Raw genomic sequence first — 22809 nt, forward strand, 5'->3', positions numbered from 1 at the left:
CGATGACGACTACTGCAGAACCACAGACCGAGACGCCGCGGGGTCGTCCCACGACGATCCCGGCGCGCCAGGCAGCGCTGCTGTCCTCCACTCGCGTGGAGCAGAAGGGCAACATCGTCGTCAAGTGGCTGACCTCCACCGACCACAAGACGATCGGGTACATGTATCTGATCGCCTCGGTGCTGTTCTTCCTCCTCGGCGGCGTGATGGCACTGGTCATCCGTGCCGAGCTGTTCGCGCCCGGCATGCAGATCGTGCCGACCAAGGAGCAGTACAACCAGCTCTTCACGATGCACGGCACGATCATGCTGCTGATGTTCGCGACGCCGCTGTTCGCCGGTTTCGCGAACGCGATCCTGCCGCTGCAGATCGGTGCACCCGACGTCGCGTTCCCGCGTCTGAACGCCTTCGCGTTCTGGCTGTTCCTGTTCGGCTCGATCATCGCGGTCGCCGGCTTCCTCACCCCGCAGGGCGCGGCCTCCTTCGGATGGTTCGCGTATCAGCCGCTTGCCAGCGTGTCGTTCTCACCGGGTGCCGGAGGAAACCTCTGGATGGTCGGCCTCGGCATGTCCGGTTTCGGCACGATCCTCGGTGCGGTGAACTTCATCACGACCGTCATCACGATGCGCGCCCCGGGTATGACCATGTGGCGCATGCCGATCTTCTCCTGGAACACGCTGATCACCAGCCTGCTGATCCTGATGGCGTTCCCCGTGCTCGCCGCTGCGATGTTCGCCGCGGCAGCCGACCGCATCCTCGGTGCTCACATCTACGACCCGGCCAACGGCGGCGTCCTGCTCTGGCAGCACCTGTTCTGGTTCTTCGGCCACCCCGAGGTCTACATCATCGCGCTGCCGTTCTTCGGCATCGTCTCCGAGATCTTCCCGGTGTTCAGCCGCAAGCCGATCTTCGGATACAAGACCCTCGTCTACGCGACCATCTCGATCGCCGCGCTGTCGGTTGCCGTGTGGGCGCACCACATGTACGTCACCGGTGGCGTCCTGCTGCCGTTCTTCGCCCTGATGACGATGCTCATCGCGGTGCCGACGGGTGTGAAGATCTTCAACTGGATCGGCACGATGTGGCGAGGGTCGATCACGTTCGAGACGCCGATGGTGTTCGCGCTGGGCTTCCTGGTGTCGTTCGTCTTCGGTGGTCTGACCGGTGTCATCCTGGCGGCGCCGCCGCTGGACTTCCACCTCAGCGACTCGTACTTCGTCGTCGCGCACTTCCACTACGTCGTGTTCGGCACCGTCGTGTTCGCGATGTTCGCCGGCTTCTACTTCTGGTGGCCCAAGTGGACCGGACGCATGCTCAACGAGCGCCTCGGGTACATCCACTTCTGGATGCTGTTCATCGGCTTCCACATGACCTTCCTCGTGCAGCACTGGCTGGGCGTCGACGGCATGCCGCGTCGCTACGCCGACTACTCGGCCTACGACAACTGGGAGTGGCAGAACCAGGTCTCGACCATCGGTGCCATCATCCTGGGCGCTTCGATGCTGCCGTTCTTCCTGAACGTCTGGATCACAGCCCGCAAGGCACCGAAGGTCACGGTCAACGACCCGTGGGGCTACGGCGCATCGCTCGAGTGGGCGACCAGCTGCCCGCCGCCGCGTCACAACTTCACGTCGATCCCGCGCATCCGCAGCGAGCGTCCGGCATTCGACCTGAACCACCCCGAGGCTGCGGAGCACCCTGTTGCCGCCGCGGCAGGAGAGGCGAAGTAATCCATGCGCTCCAATGTCGTTCTCTGGTGGGTCCTCACCGTCTTCTTCATGATCACTGCCGGCGTGTACGTGGTCTGGAACCTGATCGTCGAAGGTCATGTCGAATGGGTGGGAGCCGTCGCGCTGCTCTTCGTCGCCTTCATGGGCGCGATGATCGCGCTCTACCTGCACCGTACCTACAGGGCGCAGGGCGGCGAGCTGCCCGAGGACATCCTCACGGCGGACATCGACGACGGTGACCCCGAGCTCGGTGAGTTCAGCCCGTGGTCCTGGTGGCCGATGGTGCTGGCCGGCTCCGCGGCGATCTTCCTGATCGGCATGGCGGTCGGGCAGTTCCTGCTCCCGATCGGACTGGCGATCTTCGTGGTCGCGATCGTCGGTTGGGTGTACGAGTACTACCGCGGACACTTCGCCCGCTGAGGACTCGCTCGACTGCCATCTCCATGAGGAAAGCCCCCGGCTCGTGCCGGGGGCTTTCTCGTGTGCAGGGCACTCGGTCGCTGGGACCGGCCTGGCTCACGCGTGGGTGCGGATGCGGGGGACACCCACGTTCGGGTCGATCGGACGGCGGTGCAGGCCCTCCGCGTTCTCGACCGGATATCCCTCGCGTACCCAGTACTCGAAGCCGCCGATCATCTCGCGCACCTCATAGCCCAGCTTGGCGAACTCGAGGGCGCCCTTGGCACCGGCGTTGCATCCGGGGCTCCAGCAGTACACGACGACGGCGCTGCCGGCGGGGATCTCCTTCGGCGCGCGTTCCGAGATCTCGCTGTAGTGCATGTGCACCGACCCTGCGACCCGCCCCTGCGCCCAGGCCTCATCGGACCGAACGTCGACGATCACTGCGGCTTCTCCGGCCTTCTGCGCCGCATACACATCGCTGGCATCGGTCTCGAAGGTGAGTTTGGCGGTGAAGTACTCGGTGCGGTCCATGGGGCCAGCCTACGCCGCGCCCAGCACCCCATCGCCGAGGATGACGGGCCGCTGAGCCCTGCTTTCGATGTCCTCCCGGATCGCGGCGATGAGTTCTGCGACGGGCACCGCACGCGCATCGACGGACAGGGTTCCGTCCGCCGCCTCGCGATCGCCGAGTACTGCGATGTACGGTGCCGCGAGCGCGTGTGCCCGTGCGATGCGGGAGCCCAGGCTGCCCCGGTCGAGCACACGGACCCGGATGCCGGTGGCCGACATGCGTGCCCGCACCAGCTCCGCCGCATCCGCATGCCGACGCGGATCCATGGGGACCAGCGCGACCTGCACGGGGGAGAGCCAGGTCGGAAAATGTCCCTGATACTGCTCGATCAGCAGCGCCACCAGACGCTCCATTGAGCTGAGCAGGCCGCGGTGGACCATCACCGGGCGGTGCTTGGCCCCGTCGGCGCCGATGTACGCGAGCCCGAACCGTTCCGGGAGCACCCGGTCGACCTGCACGGTGGAGAGGGTCTCCTCTCGCCCCGCGGCGTCGCGCACCTGTATGTCGATCTTCGGCCCGTAGAACGCGCCCTCGCCCGGCACGGGTACATACGGGATGCCGCACTGTTCGAGCGCCGCTTGGAGATCCGCCTCTGAGGCAGCCCACTCCTCGTCGCTGCCGACGGAGGAGTCGCCCCGACCGGAGAGTCGGTAGTGGTCGATCTCGATGCCGAGAACCCCGTAGGCGGTGGTGATCGCCTCGAGCGCGAGCACCACCTCGTCGACGACCTGATCCGGCATGCAGAACACGTGTGCGTCGTCCAGACTGATCTGGCGGACGCGGCTGAGACCGCCGAGGACACCGGACAGTTCGCTGCGGAACATCGATGCCGATTCGATCAGTCGCACGGGCAGGTCGCGCCAGCTGTGCGCATGTGCGGCATAGACCTGCACGTGACTGGGACAGTTCGCGGGCCGCAGGACGAGCTCCTCGTCGCCGACTCTCATCGCCGGGAACATGTCCTCGGCGAACTTGTCCCAGTGACCGCTCTGCTCGAACAGCGCACGCTTGGCGAGCACGGGGGTATGAATGCGCATGCAGCCGGTGCGCTCGGCGATCTCGGCCGCCATCCGCTCCAGCTCACCGCGGATGACGGCGCCGTCGGGCAGCCAGATCGGCAGTCCCGCCCCGATCACAGGGACGGTGTCGAACAGGCGCAGGCGGCGGCCGAGCGATCGATGGTCTTCGTTCTCCATGGTGTTCTCCTTCGGTGGGAGCCGAGGAAACACCGGAAGACGACGAGAGCCCGGGGTGTTCCCCGAGCTCTGGTGTGTGCGTGATCCGCTACAGGCAGCGCCGGAGAGAATCCGGCGTCGTGGTGACCTGAAGCATTCGCATGGAGAAGACGATAGCACTGCCTGGGCAGGCGATGCTTCAGAGCGCAGCGGTCATCTGGACGCGAGGGCCGTAGCGGGTCAGGCCGAGTGCATCCTCGACGGCGACGAGCCCGCGCTGGAAGTCCGTCGAAGGCTCCGATCGGCGGAACCCGCAGGATGCATAGAAGGGGGCGTTCCAGGGCACGTCCACGTATGTGCGCAGCGTGATCTCCTGGTGCCCGTGACCGGCCGCGACTCTGAGCGCCTCCTCCACCAGCCGTCGGCCGAAGCCACGACGTCCGAAGCGGGGGAGGACCGCCACCTGTTCGAGGTGCACCTTGCCGTCGGGCTCCAGCACATGCGCGAACCCCACCACCCGCCCATCGACCTCTCCGACGAGCAGGAAGCCGGGCTCTGCGGCTCGCTCTGCGGCAGGGTCCGGCGGCGGCCAGCCGACGGCTCCGAATCGCTCGACGAGGAGCCGGTCGGCGTCCGCCTCGATCTCCTCGATGAGTGGGAGGTCCTCGGTTCGTGCGCGACGGATGGTCAGTGGCATCCGATCAGCCTACTGAGCACGCGAGCGGATGAACGAAGGAGGGCCACGTCCGAAGACGTGGCCCTCCTTGATCCGCGGGGGAGCGGGCGGCGTTACTCGCCGGACTCCTCATCCTTGCGGGGCTTCCTCACCGGGTCGGTCGCGATGACCGAGCTCGGCGTGTTCGGGGTCTCACCGATCGGTGCGGCGGGTGCGTCGGCGATCGTGGACTCGTCGGTCACACCGGCACGCTCGTGCGCACCCGCGATCTCGGCGGCCTCGGTCTCGTCCATCTCGGCCAGCGCGTGGTGCTGGTGAGCGTCCGCGGCCGCGATCTCGGTCTGGGTGAGCGGCTGAAGGCGGTCCTCGAAGAACCAGCGCGACATCGCAGAGCGCAGGTTCTGCGTCCACGGGATACGACCCTTGGCGTTCGGGCGAACGACCAGAGGCTCGTAGGTCTCGTAGTCGATGAGCTTCCAGCGGTCGTACACGTCCACCGGCTCGTGCACCTCGATGAACTCGCCACCGGGGAGGCGGACGATGCGGCCCGACTCGTAGCCGTGCAGCACGATCTCGCGGTCCTTCTTCTGCAGCGCGATGCAGATGCGCTTCGTGACGAAGTAGCCGATGATCGGTCCGAGGAACAGCAGCGCCTGCAGGGTGTGGATGACACCTTCCATCGTGAGCATGAAGTGCGTCGCGATCAGGTCCGACGAGGCAGCGGCCCACAGCACGGCGTAGAAGATCACGCCGGCGACGCCGATGGCGGTGCGGGTGGCCGCGTTGCGCGGGCGGTCAGCGATGTGGTGCTCGCGCTTGTCGCCCGTCAGCCACGCCTCGATGAAGGGGTAGATCGCGACGAGCACGATGAACAGACCGAGCACGGCGACCGGGAGCAGGATGCCGAACGACCAGGTGTGGTCGAGGAAGACCACGTCGAGGTTGGACGGCGCCAGACGCAGCGCACCGTCGGCGAAGCCGATATACCAGTCCGGCTGCGTACCCGCAGACACGGGGGATGGGTCGTATGGTCCGTAGTTCCAGATCGGGTTGATCTGGAACAGCGAGGCGATCAGCACGATCGTGCCGAACACGATGAACAGGAAGCCGCCCATCTTCGACATGTAGACCGGCATCATCGGGTAGCCGACGACGTTCTCGTTCGTGCGGGCGGGGCCGGCGAACTGCGTGTGCTTGTTGATGACCATCAGCATCAGGTGCAGGCCGACGAATGCGATCACCAGCAGCGGCAGCAGCAGGATGTGCAGCGTGTACAGGCGGCCGACGATCTGGTCGCCGGGGAACTCGCCGCCGAAGAGGAGGAACGAGGTCCAGGTGCCGATCAGGGGGAGACCCTTGACCATGCCGTCGATGATGCGGAGGCCGTTGCCCGAGAGCAGGTCATCGGGGAGCGAGTAGCCGGTGAAGCCCTCGGCCATCGCCAGGATGAACAGCACGAAGCCGATCACCCAGTTCAGCTCGCGGGGCTTGCGGAACGCGCCGGTGAAGAACACGCGCAGCATGTGCACGCCGATGCCGGCGACGAAGACCAGTGCGGCCCAGTGGTGGATCTGGCGCACCAGCAGGCCACCGCGCAGATCGAAGGAGATCCGCAGGGTCGACTCGAGCGCCGCGGACATCTCGATGCCGCGCATCGGGGCGTAGGCGCCGGTGTAGTGCGTCGGCACCATCGAGGCCTGGAAGAAGAACGTCAGGAACGTGCCCGAGAGGAACACGACGACGAAGCTCCACAGCGCGATCTCACCCAGCATGAACGACCAGTGGTCGGGGAAGATCTTGCGTCCCAGCTCCTTGACGAAGCCCGACAGGCTGGTGCGCTCATCGAGATAGTTCGCGGTGGCGCCGAGGAAGCGGCCGCCGAGAGGCTTCTCAGCCTTCTCGGACGAGGGCTTTTCGGTAACGGTTGCGGTGCTCAATGACGCTCCCAGAAGCTCGGTCCGACGGGTTCGTGGAAATCGCTCTGCGCGACGAGGTAGCCCTCGTCATCGACCATGATCGGCAGCTGCGGCAGCGGCCGGGCTGCGGGTCCGAAGATGACCTTGGCGTGCTCGGTCACGTCGAACTGCGACTGGTGGCAGGGGCAGAGCAGGTGGTGGGTCTGCTGCTCGTACAGCGCCACGGGGCAGCCGACGTGCGTGCAGACCTTGGAGTACGCGACGATGCCGTCGTACGACCAGTCCTTGCGGTCGTCGGCCTCGATGAGCTGCTCGGGGCGCAGGCGCATGAGCAGCACGATCGCCTTGGCCTTCTCCTCGAGCATGCCGCCGTCGTGGCCGAGTTCCTTGAGGCCCTCGGGGATGACGTGCACGGCGGAGCCGAGCGTCACATCCGCTGCGCGGATCGGGGTGCCATCGGGGTCGCGAACCAGCTTGACGCCCTTGTCCCACATGGTCTGCTTGAGCAGCGCCACCGGGTCGCCCGCCTCAGGGTTGTCCGGGGTGTTGAACGGGGCGAGGCCGCGGAACAGCGTGACACCGGGGATGATCGATGCCACGACGGCGGCGATCATCGAGTTGCGGATCATCACGCGGCGGCCGAAACCGGACTCCTCGTTCGCGTCGGCGAACGCCTTGATGGATGCCTCACGGGTCGAGTCGCGGCCACGGGTGGGGTGGCGGTACTCGACGAACTCCTTGTCGCTCATCAGCGCCTTGGACCAGTGGATGGCTCCGAGACCGATGGCGAGCAGGGCCAGCGCGATGCCGAGACCGATGAACAGGTTGTTGTACCTGATGTCGATCAGCGCGCCGCTCTCGATCGGGAACAGCATGTAGGCGGCGACCGCCCAGATGCTGCCCGCGAGCGAGAGGTAGAAGAGGGTGTAGACGGTGCGGACCGCGGCCTTCTCGGCCTTCGGGTCCTTGTCCGTCAAGCGCTGACGATGCTCCGGAAGACCGGGGTTCTGCGCGGGATCGCTGACTGCGACGCCCAGCCCCGGCGAGGGCTGGTAGGCCCTGTCGAGAGCCTGCGTGTCGTCGTCGTGTGCCATGGTGCTCCTCGTACGTTCCTCTTCAGAAGAAATGCGTCAGTTCGACTTCGCCGTGATCCACACGGTCAGCGCGACGAGGGCGCCGATGCCGAAGATCCAGATGAACAGGCCCTCGGACACGGGACCGAGCGAGCCGAGCGTGAAACCGCCGATCTGCACGGCGTTCTGCTGGAACAGCAGGGCCGAGATGATGTCGCGCTTGTCGTCGTCCGAGAGGTTCATGTCGCCGAAGACGGGCATGTTCTGCGGACCGGTGACCATGGCCGCGTACATGTGCAGCGCGCTGGTGGAGGTCAGCGCGGGGGCGTACTTGCCCTCGGTGAGCGCACCACCCGCGGCAGCGACGTTGTGGCACATCGCGCAGTTGATGCGGAACAACTCAGCGCCGTGCGCGACATCGCCCTTGCCGTCGAGGATCTCGTCCTTCGGGAAGGTCGGTCCGGGGGCGACCGACTGCACATAGGCGGCGACCGCGCGGATCTGCTCCTCGGTGAACTGCGGGTGCTTCTGCGGCGCCTGCGGTCCCTGCATCTGCAGCGGCATGCGGCCGGTGGACATCTGGAACTCGACGGCCAGCTCGCCGACGCCGATCAGCGTCGGGCCGTCGCCGGTGCCCTCGAGGTTCATGCCGTGGCAGGTTGCGCAGTTGGCCTGGAACAGCTTCTGGCCGTCGTCGACCGTGAGCTCCGCGGATGCCTGGGTCTTCGCGTCGGTCGCGGCCATGGCCGCGGTCGCACCGGCGTACACGCCACCGGTGATCAGCAGACCGGCACCGATCAGCGCAATGGCTGCGAACGGGCTGCGACGGCCGCGTGAGCGGCGCTTCTTCTCTCGTACCATGTCGGGGATTCGCTCCGCTCTCACTTCAGGAAGTAGATGACGATGAACAGCACGATCCAGACGACGTCGACGAAGTGCCAGTAGTACGACACGACGATCGAGGAGGTCGCCTCCTTGTGCCCGAAGTTCTTGACCGCGTACGCACGTCCGATGACGAGCAGGAACGCGATGAGACCGCCGGTCACGTGCAGGGCGTGGAAACCGGTGGTGAGGTAGAACGCGGAACCGTAGGAGTCGGCCGAGATCGGCATGCCCTCCATGGTCAGCTGCGCGTACTCCCAGACCTGGCCCGAGACGAAGATCGCGCCGAGGATGAAGGTGACCCAGAACCACTCGACCATGCCCCAGCCGAACAGGCGGCGGCGGCCGGCTGCGTTGAGCTGGCCCTTGGGCAGCTTGTAGGGCTGCAGGTCCTCAGCCGCGAAGACGCCCATCTGGCAGGTGAACGAGGAGAACACCAGGATGAGTGTGTTCACGAACGCGTAGGGCACGTTCAGCATCTCGGTGCGCTCGCCCCACAGTTCGGGCGAGGTGCTGCGGATCGTGAAGTAGATCGCGAAGAGTCCCGCGAAGAACATGACTTCACTGCCGAGCCACACGATGGTGCCGACAGCTACCGGATTTGGCCGCTTGATGGTTCTTGCCGCCGGGGCATACGTCGCTGAGGTGGTCACGATTCCATTATGGCCGATCCGCGCCGCCGATTCTTGCACCATCGTCGCCCGTTTCGCCCTAATCGCACTTAGGGGAACCTAAGAACCACCTGCGAATCCACCCGGAATCCGCGCAATCGCGCGGTGACGGCTGGGGATGCATCGATACGGCATCATCCGTCATCTCGTCTGCTCTGCGGCACGCCTCTCTATAAGATCCTTGCTATGGCTGACTCCCTGACCTGGTCCGACCTGCTCACCACTCTGCTGGAACGGCGCGATCTGAGCGTCTGGGAGTCCACGTGGGCGATGCGCCAGGTGATGCAGGGAAAGATCTCCGAGGCGCAGCTCGCCGGCTTCCTGATCGCGCTGCGCGCGAAGGGAGAGACCATCGACGAGGTGGTCGGCTTCCGCGACGCGATCCTCGAGGCCGCCGTTCCACTGCCGGTGTCCTCCGATGTGCTCGACATCGTCGGCACCGGTGGAGACCGCATCGGCACCGTGAACGTCTCCACCACGGCGGCGATCATCATCGGCGCGCTGGGCATCCCGGTCGTCAAGCACGGCAACAAGGCCGCGAGTTCCGCATCCGGCTCCTCCGACGTGCTCGCCGCGCTCGGGCTCGACCTGACGCTCGCCCCGGATGCCGTCGCCGCGGTGCTCGATCGCACCGGGATCACCTTCGCGTGGGCCGGCGCTTTCCACCCCGGCTTCAAGAACGCCGGGCCGACGCGCGCCCAACTGGGTGTGCCCACCGTCTTCAACATGCTCGGTCCCCTCTGCAACCCGGCGCGCGCTGAGGCGAATGCCGTCGGCGTCGCACAGCTCGACCGCGTTCCGCTGATCACCGGTGTGTTCCGCACCCGAGGCGCGACGGCGCTGGTGTTCCGCGGCGACGACGGGCTGGACGAGCTCACCACCACCGGACACAGCCGCATCTGGGAGGTCGCCCGCGGCGACATCCACGAGCACGACCTGGATCCGCGCGACCTCGGCATTCCGCTCGCCGACCTCTCCGATCTGATCGGCGGGTCTCCGGAGCACAACGCCGCCGTGCTGCGCCGCACGCTGGACGGCGAGGCCGGGGCTGTACGCGACATCGTGCTGCTGAACGCCGCGGCGGGCGTCGTCGCGTACGAACTCTCGCATGACGCGAGCCTCACCCAGGTGCCGATCGTGCAGCGGCTGCGCGACGCGTATGAGCGCGCAGCGGCTGCGGTCGACGACGGCCGGGCGTCCGCGAAGCTGGACGAGTGGGTGCGGTCGACGCGCGAGCTGGCAGCCTGACCGGACCGTCCCATGGACGCCGTCGCCGCACTGCTCGAGATCGCTGCTCTGCTGGAGCGCGAACGGGCTTCGCGGTACCGCGCGAAGGCGTTCCGTCAGGCCGCCGCGACGCTGGCGGACATCCCTGACGATGTGCGTGCCGATCCCGCTCGTCTGCGTGCGGTGAAGGGGATCGGCGAATCGACGTTCGCCGTCATCCGGCAGGCGGATGCCGGGGAGGTACCCGACTACCTGGTGGAGCTGCGCGGCGTGGTCGAGCCCGAGAGACGCTCCGAGCTGCGGGCACTGCTTCGCGGCGATCTGCACTCGCACACCGACTGGTCCGACGGAACCACGCCTATCGAGTCGATGGTCGAGGCCGCCAGAGCCCTCGGGCATGAGTACTACGCGATCGCCGATCATTCGCCGCGGCTGCGCGTGGCGCGTGGGCTCTCGCCCGAGAGGCTGCGGGAGCAGATCCCGCTGGTGCGCGCACAGTCGGGGGGAGGGCTGACGGTGCTGGCGGGCATCGAGGTCGACATTCTCGATGACGGGTCGCTCGATCAGCAGCCCGAGCTCCTGGACGAGCTCGACATCGTCGTGGCATCCGTTCATTCCGGTCTGCGCATGGATGCGGCACCGATGACCAGGCGGATGGTCGCCGCCGTCTCGAATCCGCATGTGAACGTGCTGGGCCACTGCACCGGCCGCCTGGTGCAGGGGGAGCGGGGCACGCGTCCGCCGTCGACGTTCGATGCGCGCGCCGTGTTCGCGGCGTGCGCCGAGCACGGGGTCGCCGTCGAGATCAACTCACGCCCGGAGCGTCAGGACCCGCCGGACGAGCTGATCGCGGTCGCGCTCGAAGAGGGATGCCTGTTCTCGATCGACTCCGACGCGCACGCCCCGGGGCAGCTCTCGCTGCTTGACCACGGCGCGGAGCGCGCCGAACGCGCCGGAGTCCCGGCATCCCGCGTCGTCACGACCTGGGGACTGGACCGGCTGCGCGCCTGGGCGGACTGACTCAGGCCGTCTCGGCCAGCGCCGCGAGCGCACGCGTCATCGAAGTGCCCAGATTCCACTGCTCGGCGAGGGCGTTCGCCGCATCCTGCTCAGCGGGATCGAGCGGATGGAGCCGAGAGGCAGGAACCTCGAGGTCGAGGGACTTCGCCACCTCGACGACCGTCGGCGCGACATCGAGGTAGTCCGCGGCATCCCTGATCTTGGACGCGACCGAAGCGCTCATGCCCTCACCGGCATCCGCCGCGGAACGGATGCCCGCGAGATCACCGTGGTTCTGCAGCAGGGTGGCGGCGGTCTTCTCGCCGACGCCCTTCACGCCGGGGAGGCCGTCGGACGCATCCCCGCGCATCGTCGCGAAGTCGGCGTACTGCGCGGGGAGCACGCCGTACTTGGCGACCACCGACTCGTCGGTGAGGACCTCGAGGTTGCTCATGCCGCGCGCGGTGTAGATGATGCGGACCCCGGACGCGTCGTCGATGAGCTGGAACAGGTCGCGGTCTCCGGTGACGATGTCGACCGGCACGTCCGCACGCGTGGCGAGAGTGCCGATCACATCGTCGGCCTCGTGCTCGGCGGCGCCCACGATCGGGATGCCGAGCGCGGCGAGCGTCTCGCGGATGACGGGGATCTGCTGCTCGAGCGGGTCGGGCACCTCTTCCACGTCGGGTCCGCCGGCGACGACCTCGACGACTCGGTGCGTCTTGTAGCTGGGGATCAGGTCGACGCGCCACTGCGGGCGCCAGTCGTCGTCCCAGCACGCGACGAGCTGCGTCGGCCGGTAGGTGGAGACGAGCTTGGCGATCATGTCGAGCAGTCCGCGCGCGGCGTTGACCGACCGGCCGTCCGGGGCCTTGACGGTGTCCGGCACGCCGTAGAACGCCCGGAAGTAGAGCGAAGCGGTGTCGAGCAGCATGAGGCGTTCGGTCATCGGATCAGCATCCCACAGGAGAAGCGGAATGCGGATGGAGACGCACCCGCTGATCTGGTAACCTGAAGCGTCACTCGTGGCACGCGTCTGTGTGCCCTCGTGGCAGAAATCACCACTCATTCGCCTCTCAGCGACGAACCGGCCGTGCACGGCCGTGCTCCGAGGCCCGATCATCCATCAACAAGGACAACCCACTACATGACTAGCGCAACGACCGCCCCGGCCACCAAGCAGGTCGCGATCAACGACATCGGATCTGCCGAGGACTTCCTGGCCGCGGTCGAGAAGACTCTGAAGTTCTTCAACGACGGCGACATCATCGAGGGCACGATCGTCAAGATCGACCGCGATGAGGTTCTGCTCGACGTCGGCTACAAGACCGAGGGCGTCATCCCCTCCCGCGAGCTCTCCATCAAGCACGACGTCGACCCCAACGAGGTCGTCTCCGTCGGCGACAAGGTCGAGGCCCTCGTTCTCCAGAAGGAGGACAAGGAAGGCCGTCTGATCCTCTCCAAGAAGCGTGCGCAGTACGAGCGCGCCTGGGGCGACGTCGAGAAGATCAAGGAGAACGACGGCGTCGTCACCGGCACCGTCATCGAGGTCGTCAAGGGCGGCCTCATCGTCGACATCGGCCTGCGTGGCTTCCTCCCGGCGTCGCTCATCGAGCTGCGTCGCGTCCGTGACCTGACCCCGTACCTGGGCCAGGAGCTCGAGGCCAAGATCCTCGAGCTGGACAAGAACCGCAACAACGTCGTGCTCTCGCGCCGCGCCCTGCTCGAGCAGACGCAGTCCGAGTCGCGCACCACGTTCCTCAACAACCTGCACAAGGGTCAGGTCCGCAAGGGCGTCGTGTCGTCGATCGTCAACTTCGGTGCGTTCGTCGACCTCGGCGGTGTGGACGGCCTCGTGCACGTCTCCGAGCTGTCGTGGAAGCACATCGAGCACGCCTCCGAGGTCGTCGAGGTCGGCCAGGAGGTCACCGTTGAGATCCTCGAGGTCGACCTGGACCGCGAGCGCGTCTCGCTGTCGCTGAAGGCGACCCAGGAGGACCCGTGGCAGGTCTTCGCCCGTACCCACGCCATCGGCCAGGTCACCCCGGGCAAGGTCACCAAGCTCGTTCCGTTCGGTGCGTTCGTGCGCGTCGCGGACGGCATCGAGGGCCTCGTGCACATCTCGGAGCTGTCCAGCAAGCACGTCGAGCTGGCGGAGCAGGTCGTCTCGGTCGGCGAAGAGGTCTTCGTCAAGGTCATCGACATCGACCTCGAGCGTCGCCGCATCTCGCTGTCGCTGAAGCAGGCCAACGAGTCGGTCGACCCCTACGGCACCGAGTTCGACCCGGCCCTGTACGGCATGCTCGCCGAGTACGACGAGAACGGCGAGTACAAGTACCCCGAGGGCTTCGACGCCGAGACCGGTGCCTGGAAGGACGGCTTCGACGCCCAGCGCGAGGCATGGGAGCAGGAGTACGCCGCTGCCCAGGCTCGCTGGGAGGCGCACAAGGCTCAGGTCATCAAGGCCGCAGAGGCCGAGGCTGCAGCCGGCGAGGACTTCGGCGGTTCGGCCTTCTCGAGCGAGTCGGCCGGCGCCGGCACGCTCGCCGACGACGAGGCTCTCGCGGCTCTGCGCGAGAAGCTCTCCGGCGGCAACAGCTGATCACTGATCACAACGGAACGGGTCGTCACCTTCGGGTGGCGGCCCGTTCCGCTTTTCGCCATCGAGGGGATGGGAGGATGGGTGCCATGCCGCTCATCGCTCTGACCGGAGGCATCGCCTCGGGCAAGTCGACCATCGCCTCCCGTCTCGCCGAGCTCGGTGCCGTCGTCGTCGATGCTGATCAGATCGTGCGCGATGTCCAGACCGCGGGTTCGCCGGTGCTGGACGCGATCGCCGACGAGTTCGGCGGCGGGATGCTGCTGGCGGACGGTTCCCTCGACCGAGCGGCCCTGGGCGCGCGCGTCTTCGGCGACGCCACCGCGCTCGCGCGGCTGAACGGCATCGTGCATCCCGCTGTCAAGCAGGAATCGGCGCGCCGGTTCGCCGCTGCGTTCTCGGCCGATCCGGATGCGGTTGTCGTCTACGATGTGCCGCTGCTGGTCGAGGCGCGCGTCGACGACCTGTGGGACCTGATCATCGTCGCGGATGCCCCGGCCGAACTGCGCATCCGACGGCTGGTCGAGTTGCGTGGGATGAGCGAGGATGCAGCGCGGGCGCGCGTTGCCTCGCAGGTGTCCGATGCCGCGCGCAGGGAGATCGCGGACATCGTGATCGACACCTCCGGGACGCTGGAGCAGACGCTGCAGCAGATCGATCTGGCGTGGGAACGGGCCGTTCGGGCCTCCATTGAACCACGGTGCGACGACGCTGGCGCGTGAACCGTCGACCCCGAGACTGCCGTCATCGTGCATGAGGGCGAGCAGGCCGTGAACGGCCGACACCGGGGTCACCAAGGAGTGCACTGCTAGTCTGTTGGTCTGCACATCAACCCGAGTGTGCATGCCCACTGCCTTCTGATCGCCGAGGGGAGCGACTGATGACTGAGCCCAAAAGCGGACCGTCTCGCCGAACCATCTTGAAGGGTGCTGCGTGGTCGGTGCCGGTTATCGCCGTCGCGGCCGCCGTGCCGATGGCCGCCGCCAGCGCCGTTCCGAACGACGGGGCCAACTATTTCTGGGATGCGGAGGCTACAGGCACGTTTGCGTCCTTGGACGCTGCGGGTTCTGGTCTGAACGTCCGATTCTCGACGAGGATCTCCTATGACGGTGGTGACCCCTATCAGCAGCCTCCGGCAGACGGAATCCTCCAGCTCACGTTGGTGTTCGACGAGCCCATGACACTCACGCAGCCCAATTCCCAAGGATGGACGCAGATCACGCCGCCGAACGACGGCCTCGGTCCGTCCACGACCTTCGTCTTCCAGAAGGCGCCATCAAGCCAGGGCGGGGATCTCACTTTGAACATGGTCGGCGACCATGCCGGTCCGGTGAATGTCGCCGGCACGATGACTCTGATCAACGGGGGCACGACGACTTGGTCCTCCGACGTGGCCGACGCGTCGGCAGTGCTGGTTGCATGATCTTTTTCGCCGGCTGATCTTTGACAGCGCGGGCCGCCGGCTTCGGTGACGGCCCGCGCTGTCGCATCCGAGGACCGGTTCCGGGAGGTTCCGGCATTTGTTCGTGGTGCCTGCCGACCACCCGCATCCAGTCTTCACAGCCCGCCGACGCCGATGTCGGCGGCCCCTCGTAGGCTTGAGTCATGCAACCCACGCGATCGGTCCGCCCGTTCGAGGTCATCAGCGAGTACGCGCCCGCGGGCGATCAGCCCCAGGCGATCGCCGAGCTCGCCGCGCGCATCAACGCCGGCGAGACCGACGTCGTGCTGCTCGGCGCGACCGGTACCGGAAAGTCGGCGACCACGGCCTGGCTCATCGAGCAGGTGCAGCGTCCGACGCTGGTGATGGCGCACAACAAGACGCTCGCCGCGCAGCTGGCCAACGAGTTCCGCGAACTCATGCCGAACAACGCGATCGAGTACTTCGTCAGTTATTACGACTATTACCAGCCTGAGGCGTACGTCCCGCAGACGGACACCTTCATCGAGAAGGACTCCTCGATCAACGCCGAGGTCGAGCGGCTGCGGCATTCCACGACCAACTCGCTGCTCAGCAGGCGCGACGTGGTCGTGGTCTCGACGGTCTCCTGCATCTACGGCCTGGGCGCGCCGGAGGAGTATCTGCGCGCCATGGTGGCGCTGCAGGTGGGGGAGCGGTACGACCGCGACGCCCTCATCCGGCAGTTCATCTCGATGCAGTACAACCGCAACGATGTCGACTTCTCGCGCGGCAACTTCCGCGTCCGCGGAGACACGATCGAGATCATCCCGGTCTATGAGGAGCACGCGATCCGCATCGAGCTGTTCGGCGACGAGATCGAGGCGCTCTACTCTCTGCATCCGCTCACGGGCGAGGTGGTCGCCAAGCTCGACGCCGTGCCGATCTTCCCGGCTTCGCACTACGTGGCCGGCACCGACGTCGTGCAGCGCGCGATCGGCACCATCGAGGCCGAGCTCACCGAACGCCTCGCCGAGCTGGAGCGCCAGGGCAAGCTGCTCGAGGCGCAGCGTCTGCGCATGCGCACCACCTTCGATCTCGAGATGCTGCAGCAGCTCGGCTTCTGCAGCGGCATCGAGAACTACTCGCGACACCTCGACGGTCGCGAGGCCGGCGAGCCGCCGCACACCCTGCTCGACTTCTTCCCCGACGACTTCCTGCTCGTGATCGACGAGTCGCACGTCACCGTTCCGCAGATCGGCGCGATGTACGAGGGGGATGCCTCACGCAAGCGCACGCTCGTCGAGCACGGCTTCCGGCTGCCCAGCGCCATGGACAACAGACCGCTGCGCTTCGACGAGTTCAAGAACCGCATCGGCCAGACCGTCTACCTCTCGGCGACCCCCGGCAAATACGAGATGGGCATCGCCGACGGCGTGGTCGAGCAGATCATCCGCCCGACCGGCCTCGTCGACCCCGAGATCGTCGTCAAGCCGTCCAAGGGCCAGATCGACGACCTGCTCGAAGAGATCCGTATCCGGGTCGATCGCGACGAGCGCGTGCTCGTCACCACGCTGACCAAGAAGATGGCCGAGGAGCTCACCGACTTCCTCGGCGAGCACGGTGTGAAGGTGCGGTACCTGCACTCCGACGTCGACACGCTGCGTCGTGTCGAGCTGCTCACCGAGCTGCGCGCCGGCGTGTACGACGTGCTGGTCGGCATCAACCTGCTGCGCGAGGGCCTCGACCTGCCCGAGGTGTCGCTCGTCGCCATCCTCGACGCCGACAAGGAGGGCTTCCTGCGCTCCGGCACCTCGCTCATCCAGACCATCGGCCGCGCTGCCCGAAACGTGTCGGGCGAGGTGCACATGTACGCCGACAACATGACCGATTCGATGCGCAACGCCATCGAGGAGACCGACCGGCGCCGCGCGAAGCAGGTCGCCTACAACAAGGCCAACGGCATCGACCCCCAGCCGTTGCGCAAGCGCATCGCCGACATCACCGAGGTGCTCGCCCGCGAGGCCGCGGACACCGCCAGCATGAAGGCCGGTCGTGGCAAGGGGACCAAGAGCGGCAAGGGCAAGTCCCCGACGCCGAATCTGCGTCGGGAGGGCATCGCCGCCGAAGGCGCCGAACAGCTCGAGGCCACGATCGAAGACCTGTCCGGGCAGATGCTCGCTGCCGCCGAAGAGCTCAAGTTCGAGCTCGCCGCCCGGTTGCGCGACGAGGTGCAGGACCTCAAGAAAGAGCTCCGGGCCATGGAGCGCGCCGGGCACGCCTGATGGATGCCGCAGGCACCGAACTCGCCGACCGAATCCGCGCGCTGCTCGGGGCCGACGGCATCGAAGAACGCCGGATGTTCGGTAGCAGAGCCTTTCTGCAGGGCGGCAAGATCCTCGTCGGCGCCCGTAAAGGTGGCGTCATGTTGCTGCGCGTCGATGCGGAGCACGGCGCTGAACTGGTCCTGCGTCCAGGTGTGTCGCGGGCGCGGATGGGCGGACGCAGCATGAGCACGAACTGGCTCGACGTGGCACCCGAAGCGCTGGCCGACGACGCCGCACTGGTCGTCTGGCTCGACATCGCGCGCGAGGACCTGGCCGCGGACTGACCCGGCCGATGCCTGAGAAGAGGGGTGTCGGGCGGCCGAAGACTCCGATACCGTGAGCCTCGTGCGCATCCTGGGCAAAGGGAGACGGCTCGTACACGGTGCGGCGAGATCGCCGCGCCGTCGAGGACTGCGCGCGAAAGGTGCCGTCACCGTCGCTGCGGTGATTGCCGCGCTCATCGTGCCCCTCGGCTTCGCCGCTCCCGCGAGCGCTGCCACCCTCCAACCCTCAGGTCTCAAGACCGGCATGATCATCGACGGCACCTTCACGCCGGGGAATCCGCCTGAGACGTTCAACTGGGCGAACTTCATCACGGACATCCAGCCGAACGGCGACTTCACCTTCGTGCCGACCGGCGGTTACACGACGACACAGGGCGGACAGTCCACGGGCGTCTTTCAGGGCGCATTCGCCTGGGACAATGGCCAGTCCGACAAAGCCTGCAACGTCGGCGCCGAGGCCACCGGGGCCCCGCCCAGCCAGAACCCGAGCACGAACCCGTGGCTGCCCGGCACGGCGAAGCCGAACGGACAGGGCGACCTCTGCACCTCGACCTATGGCCTCGAGCTCGTCACTCAGCCGGACGGCAGCCGGCACTTCGTGCTCTACGGCGCCTGGACCCGGTACGACGGGGCCGGCCAGGTGAGCATCTTCCAACACCTCGAGGGCCCAGGACGTGGGCGATGCGACGATGTGCTGCTGGAGTTCGACTACGAGTCCGGCTCGCCGACGACCGCGCGCGTGCTGCGATGGCGGCCTGCGGCGAACGACGACTGCGCAAACGAGGTCGGACCCGGCAGCTGGATCGCCGGAGGCCCCGTCGTCGACTTCGACTGGGCCGTCGGCGTCCGCCCGAACACCGGCGGCTGGCCCGCCTACACGAACCAGACGGCGGAGACCTTCGGCGAGTTCGCGATCGACCTCAACAGCGCCGGGGTGTTCACGCCGACGGAGTGCATCTCATTCTCGGTCTCGGAGATGTTCACCCGCACCGGCAACTCGCAGCAGGCGAACATCCAGGACTTCGCCGACCACGGGGACGACCGGATGACGTTGGCGAACTGCGGAACCCTCAAAGTCACCAAGGCGACGGTTCCCAGCCAGATCACCCCCGACGATCAGTTCGGTTTCACGGTGAGACGCGACGGCGGCGCGGTGCTCCCCGGTCCGCCCGCGGTCGATACGATCGTCGACACACTCGAGGCGGAGCAGACCAAGACCTATACCGGGGTGCTCGCCAGCTCGTCGTACCACGTCGACGAGACATTGATTCCACCGCCGTGGGCCCTGCAGTCCCTGGTCTGCACGGTGATCCCGCTCGAGGGCGGGCCGGCGCAGAGGTTCGTGATCAGAGGGCCCGACGACACCTTCCCCGTATCTGCGCAGAACACCACCGAGTGCGTGATCACGAACGAGGCCGCCACTGTCACGATCGAGAAGCGCACGCTGCCTGCGGACTCCACCCAGACCTTCGCCTTCGACGTCACCGGACAGCAAGCGGTCTCGCTCGGTGACGGCGGTCGCCAGTCGTTCGCGGTTCCGGCGGGGCAGGCGACTACTCTCACCGAGGAGGTACCCGACGGGTGGCAGGTGCCTGAGATCACCTGCGACGCGGATGCCACGATCGAAGGACGCTCGGCCGTGGTGACACCGACCGCCGGTCAGAACATCACCTGCGTCTTCACCAACACACAGCTCGGCACCGTGGTGATCTCCAAGGAGGCCCACGGGGTCGACGGGCGGACGTTCTCGTTCACGAGCGACCTGCCCGGCGGCGACGCCTTCGACATCGCCGTCCCGAATGGCGATGGAACGCTCTACGAGAAGACGTTCACGAACGTCCCGCCCGGAGACTATACGGTCAACGAGACCTCGGACACCGGAGACCCGGCGACCCTGCTCGCCGACCTGTCATGCACCTACGGAGGCTCGGACCACACCGGCGACGCCGCGACGCGCAGCATCGGACTGACCGTGCAGCCGGGCGAGACCGTGAACTGCTTCTTCACGAACAGCACACCCGGTTCGATCGCCGTCATCAAGCGCACCATCCCCGTCGAGTACGACCAGACCTTCGACTTCCTGTTCACCCCGCCGACCGGTGCCGCAACCCCGTTCCATTTGAACGGCAACTCGACTCCGCCGAACGTCGCCCTCCGGTCCTTCACCGACCTCCTGCCGGGGAGCTACACGATCACCGAGCCGGAGGATGCCGCAGGGTGGGCGCTGTCCGACCTCGATTGCCAGGGCGCCGACTGGACGAGGAGTGACGACAGCCGCGGCGTGGTCCTCGACCTCGAGCTGACCGAGGCCGCGGTCTGCTTCTTCACGAACAGAGCTGAGCCGGCGGGCCTCGCAGTGACGAAGACCGTCACCGGAGCCGATCCCGGTCTCGCGTGGGCGTTCGACTTCGAGCTCGTCGCGCCTGACGGCAGCGCGGTGGCCCGCACCGCCACCGCCGCGGCGCCGACGGTTCGGTGGGGCGAGTTGGTTCCCGGTGCCACCTACACCGTGCGCGAGGCGGGGGATGTCGCGGCCGGCTGGATCAGGAGAGGCGTGGTGTGCGAGGGCCTGGAGGACGCGGACCCGCAGACCGACGGATTCCAGTTCATCGCCGCGCCAGGCCAGGACATCGCCTGCTCCGCGGAGAACTCCGCGGCGACATCCTCGGTCAGCATCGCCAAGGTCGCAGCCGGCATCGGTGCCGACTACGACTGGTCGTTCGACCTCAGCATCAGCCCGGCTCCCGCCGATCAGCCCGGCACGAAGACGGTGTCCGGAACCGGGCAGTCCGGTGAGACCGTGACCTGGACGGGGCTCGTTCCCGGCCGCGCATACTCGATCACCGAGGCCGTGATCGGCGGATGGACGGTCGGCATCTCCTGCGTCGGCATCGAGGATCAGGAGCCGAGCACTCCCGGACTGCAGTTCACCGCCCCGGTCGATGCCACGCTCGACTGCTCCTTCACAAACCGGGCCGCCGCGGGCACCGGCACGCTGACCAAGACCTCGATCGGTGGTGACGGCGGCTTCGAGTTCGTGCTCACCGATCTCGACCATGCGATCGACCCGATCTCGACGACGGTCGCGACCGAGAGCGGCACGGGTGTTGTGACGCTGCCGCCGATCATCCCCGGCGTCCGCTACTCGCTGGTCGAGACGGACGATCCGGACTGGATCGAGGGGCCGCTGACCTGCACGATCACGCCGGGTGACGGCAGTGCGGCATACGACATCGAGGACCTCAGCGACTTCTCCGTGAAACCGGGCGATGTCGGTGCCTGCAGGGCTGAGAACTCCGCCTACGGCAGCATCGTCATCGCAAAGGCGGTCGATGGTCCTGACGGCAGTTTCTCGTTCACCGGCGATTGGCTGGACTCTCAGGAGTTCTCGATCCAGACGACGGACGGCACCGGGGCAGAGGCATTCGACCATATCGAGCCCGGCGACTACACCGTCGCCGAAGTCGAGAATGCCGGCTACGACACCACTGATCTCCGATGCGTCGACAGCCTCCCGGGCGGCACACCGTCGACGGCGACGGATCTTGTCGGCTCGATCGCGCTCGATCCGGGCGAGACCGTGACCTGCACCTTCACGAACGTCGCCTGGGGCATGATCATCGTCGACAAGGCGACGATCCCGGCCGGATCCGACGAGAGGTTCGACTTCGACTGGGGCTCCGACGGCGGCCCGACTGAGCGCTTTGCTCTGGCGGACACGACGACCCCGTTCTCCACGGATCCGCTCGCACCCGGTGACTACCGCGTCACCGAGGCGGGGCGAGAGGGTTGGCAGCTCGATGGGATCGTGTGCACGGGTGCGGAGACGCCCGTGCAGATCGACGGCAGCAGCGCCCTGATCGCACTGGGCCTGGGGGAGACCGTGTTCTGCACGTTCACCAACGAGCAGACCGACCAGCCACAGCCGACGCCGAGCCCGACCCCGCCGCCGACCTCGCCACCGGATGCGGGCGATGATGGCGGCAACCTGCCCACGACCGGATACGTGGCGGGGCCGTTGGGCCTGATCGCGCTCGTGCTCATCGGCGTCGGCGGCATCCTGGTGTTCGTCCGTCGCCGGTCGAACCGCGATGGGCGCCCGGAACGCTGATTCCGCGAGGAAGCGTGCTCAGGGGCAGTGCATGAGCGGCTTCGGGCCGCTGCGGTCGATCTCGTGCTGGTTCATCGGCGCGCCGCACAGCGGGCATCCGCGCTCCGCGCGTTCGGCGGCGCTCGGCGGGGGAGTCGGTTCATAGGGGCCGACGGATGCGGGACCTGCGAGCTTGATCAGCCTGCCGTTGAACCATGCGTACAGGCCGCCCGCCTCCTTGATCCGGGTGCGCAGCGGGACGTGGTCGGAATCCTTCGTCATGTTGATTAGTGTACTAACTATTAGCGTGAAGTGTAGAGTCGAGGCATGTCCGAAACCGACGACCTGCTGCGCCTCGAGAACCAGCTCTGCTTCGCGCTGGTGACCGCCGCGCGCAATGTGGTCTCGGTGTATCGGCCCATCCTCGAGCCCCTCGGTCTGACGCATCCTCAGTATCTGGCGATGCTGGCGCTCTGGGAGCGCTCGCCCCGCTCGCTGCACGACCTCGCCGCCGACCTGGCTCTCGACCCGGCGACCGCGTCGCCCCTGGTGAAGCGGCTGGAGAAGGACGGGTTGGTGCGCAGGGAACGCAGCGCCGAGGACGAGCGCCGGCTCGACATCGTGCTCACCGAGGAGGGGAGGGCGCTTCGGGAGCGGGCGCTCGACGTGCCCCGCCAGGTCATGGCCCGCGTGGGCATGGATGTCGGGCAGGTCGTGGCGCTCCGTGATGGACTGGCGCCTTTCGCCGGGCGTCGCCCCGACGAGTTCTGAGTTCTTCACGGTGGTCG

Annotated in this window: 20 protein-coding genes; 11 read left to right on the top strand and 9 right to left on the bottom strand. The window is 67.0% G+C overall.

Features of this window, described 5'->3' with window-relative positions:
- The first annotated feature begins 2 nt into the window (after nucleotides 1-2).
- Nucleotides 3-1730, top strand: coding sequence for a cytochrome c oxidase subunit I (gene ctaD, locus ACFVDO_RS00580; RefSeq protein WP_378858413.1), 1728 nt, complete (start codon nucleotides 3-5; stop codon nucleotides 1728-1730).
- A gap of 3 nt (nucleotides 1731-1733) precedes the next feature.
- Nucleotides 1734-2150, top strand: coding sequence for a cytochrome c oxidase subunit 4 (locus ACFVDO_RS00585; RefSeq protein ID WP_378858414.1), 417 nt, complete (start codon nucleotides 1734-1736; stop codon nucleotides 2148-2150).
- Between the two features lie 96 nt (nucleotides 2151-2246).
- Here ACFVDO_RS00585 and ACFVDO_RS00590 read toward each other — a convergent pair whose 3' ends face one another.
- The 7 genes from ACFVDO_RS00590 to ACFVDO_RS00620 all read right to left on the bottom strand — a co-directional run bounded on the left by ACFVDO_RS00590 (nucleotide 2247) and on the right by ACFVDO_RS00620 (nucleotide 9120).
- Nucleotides 2247-2663 (bottom strand): rhodanese-like domain-containing protein, encoded by a 417-nt coding sequence (locus ACFVDO_RS00590; protein WP_378858415.1) that lies wholly within the window; start codon nucleotides 2661-2663, stop codon nucleotides 2247-2249.
- Nucleotides 2664-2672: 9 nt separating this feature from the next.
- Complete coding sequence (thrS, locus tag ACFVDO_RS00595; RefSeq protein WP_378858416.1) at nucleotides 2673-3899, bottom strand: threonine--tRNA ligase; 1227 nt, start codon at nucleotides 3897-3899, stop codon at nucleotides 2673-2675.
- Between the two features lie 178 nt (nucleotides 3900-4077).
- Nucleotides 4078-4575 (bottom strand): GNAT family N-acetyltransferase, encoded by a 498-nt coding sequence (locus ACFVDO_RS00600; RefSeq protein ID WP_378858417.1) that lies wholly within the window; start codon nucleotides 4573-4575, stop codon nucleotides 4078-4080.
- Between the two features lie 92 nt (nucleotides 4576-4667).
- The gene (locus ACFVDO_RS00605) at nucleotides 4668-6491 is read right to left on the bottom strand and encodes a cytochrome bc complex cytochrome b subunit (protein WP_378858418.1); all 1824 of its coding nucleotides are present in this window, start codon (nucleotides 6489-6491) and stop codon (nucleotides 4668-4670) included.
- Complete coding sequence (locus tag ACFVDO_RS00610; RefSeq protein WP_378858419.1) at nucleotides 6488-7564, bottom strand: Rieske 2Fe-2S domain-containing protein; 1077 nt, start codon at nucleotides 7562-7564, stop codon at nucleotides 6488-6490. Before ACFVDO_RS00610 ends, ACFVDO_RS00605 begins: the two co-directional genes overlap by 4 nt.
- A gap of 36 nt (nucleotides 7565-7600) precedes the next feature.
- A complete protein-coding gene (locus ACFVDO_RS00615) occupies nucleotides 7601-8404 on the bottom strand; it encodes a c-type cytochrome (RefSeq protein WP_378858420.1) in 804 nt (267 codons plus the stop codon).
- 20 nt (nucleotides 8405-8424) lie between these two features.
- Nucleotides 8425-9120: a heme-copper oxidase subunit III gene (locus ACFVDO_RS00620; protein ID WP_378858421.1), complete on the bottom strand. Its 696-nt coding sequence runs from the start codon at nucleotides 9118-9120 to the stop codon at nucleotides 8425-8427.
- Between the two features lie 162 nt (nucleotides 9121-9282).
- Between ACFVDO_RS00620 and trpD the strand changes: the two genes are divergently transcribed.
- Together trpD and ACFVDO_RS00630 are read left to right on the top strand one after the other, a co-directional pair.
- On the top strand, nucleotides 9283-10344 hold the full coding sequence (gene trpD, locus ACFVDO_RS00625; protein ID WP_378858422.1) for an anthranilate phosphoribosyltransferase: 1062 nt from the start codon (nucleotides 9283-9285) through the stop codon (nucleotides 10342-10344).
- Between the two features lie 12 nt (nucleotides 10345-10356).
- Nucleotides 10357-11343: a PHP domain-containing protein gene (locus ACFVDO_RS00630; RefSeq protein WP_378858423.1), complete on the top strand. Its 987-nt coding sequence runs from the start codon at nucleotides 10357-10359 to the stop codon at nucleotides 11341-11343.
- 1 nt (nucleotide 11344) lies between these two features.
- Here the strand turns inward: ACFVDO_RS00630 and ACFVDO_RS00635 are convergent, their stop codons facing one another.
- Nucleotides 11345-12271: a 5'-3' exonuclease H3TH domain-containing protein gene (locus tag ACFVDO_RS00635; RefSeq protein WP_378858424.1), complete on the bottom strand. Its 927-nt coding sequence runs from the start codon at nucleotides 12269-12271 to the stop codon at nucleotides 11345-11347.
- Nucleotides 12272-12469: 198 nt separating this feature from the next.
- Between ACFVDO_RS00635 and rpsA the strand changes: the two genes are divergently transcribed.
- The 6 genes from rpsA to ACFVDO_RS00665 all read left to right on the top strand — a co-directional run bounded on the left by rpsA (nucleotide 12470) and on the right by ACFVDO_RS00665 (nucleotide 22042).
- A complete protein-coding gene (gene rpsA, locus ACFVDO_RS00640) occupies nucleotides 12470-13924 on the top strand; it encodes a 30S ribosomal protein S1 (protein ID WP_378858425.1) in 1455 nt (484 codons plus the stop codon).
- Nucleotides 13925-14010: 86 nt separating this feature from the next.
- On the top strand, nucleotides 14011-14643 hold the full coding sequence (gene coaE / locus ACFVDO_RS00645) for a dephospho-CoA kinase (RefSeq protein ID WP_378858426.1): 633 nt from the start codon (nucleotides 14011-14013) through the stop codon (nucleotides 14641-14643).
- Between the two features lie 158 nt (nucleotides 14644-14801).
- On the top strand, nucleotides 14802-15344 hold the full coding sequence (locus ACFVDO_RS00650; RefSeq protein ID WP_378858427.1) for a hypothetical protein: 543 nt from the start codon (nucleotides 14802-14804) through the stop codon (nucleotides 15342-15344).
- Between the two features lie 182 nt (nucleotides 15345-15526).
- Nucleotides 15527-17605: an excinuclease ABC subunit UvrB gene (uvrB, locus tag ACFVDO_RS00655; RefSeq protein ID WP_378858428.1), complete on the top strand. Its 2079-nt coding sequence runs from the start codon at nucleotides 15527-15529 to the stop codon at nucleotides 17603-17605.
- Entirely contained in the window at nucleotides 17605-17931 is a 327-nt protein-coding gene (locus ACFVDO_RS00660) for a TfoX/Sxy family protein (protein WP_378858429.1), read from the top strand. The genes uvrB and ACFVDO_RS00660 overlap by 1 nt, the downstream gene beginning before the upstream one ends.
- Before the next feature lie 160 nt (nucleotides 17932-18091).
- Nucleotides 18092-22042, top strand: a complete 3951-nt coding sequence (locus tag ACFVDO_RS00665) for a hypothetical protein (protein WP_378858430.1) — start codon at nucleotides 18092-18094, stop codon at nucleotides 22040-22042.
- A gap of 18 nt (nucleotides 22043-22060) precedes the next feature.
- Here ACFVDO_RS00665 and ACFVDO_RS00670 read toward each other — a convergent pair whose 3' ends face one another.
- Nucleotides 22061-22303: a hypothetical protein gene (locus tag ACFVDO_RS00670; protein WP_378858431.1), complete on the bottom strand. Its 243-nt coding sequence runs from the start codon at nucleotides 22301-22303 to the stop codon at nucleotides 22061-22063.
- Nucleotides 22304-22348: 45 nt separating this feature from the next.
- Here ACFVDO_RS00670 and ACFVDO_RS00675 point away from each other — a divergent pair, with 45 nt between their 5' ends.
- Nucleotides 22349-22792, top strand: coding sequence for a MarR family winged helix-turn-helix transcriptional regulator (locus ACFVDO_RS00675; RefSeq protein ID WP_378858432.1), 444 nt, complete (start codon nucleotides 22349-22351; stop codon nucleotides 22790-22792).
- The last annotated feature ends 17 nt before the right edge of the window (nucleotides 22793-22809 follow it).

The sequence above is a fragment of the Microbacterium sp. NPDC057741 genome (assembly GCF_042798735.1).
In the GTDB taxonomy this organism is placed as follows: domain Bacteria; phylum Actinomycetota; class Actinomycetes; order Actinomycetales; family Microbacteriaceae; genus Microbacterium.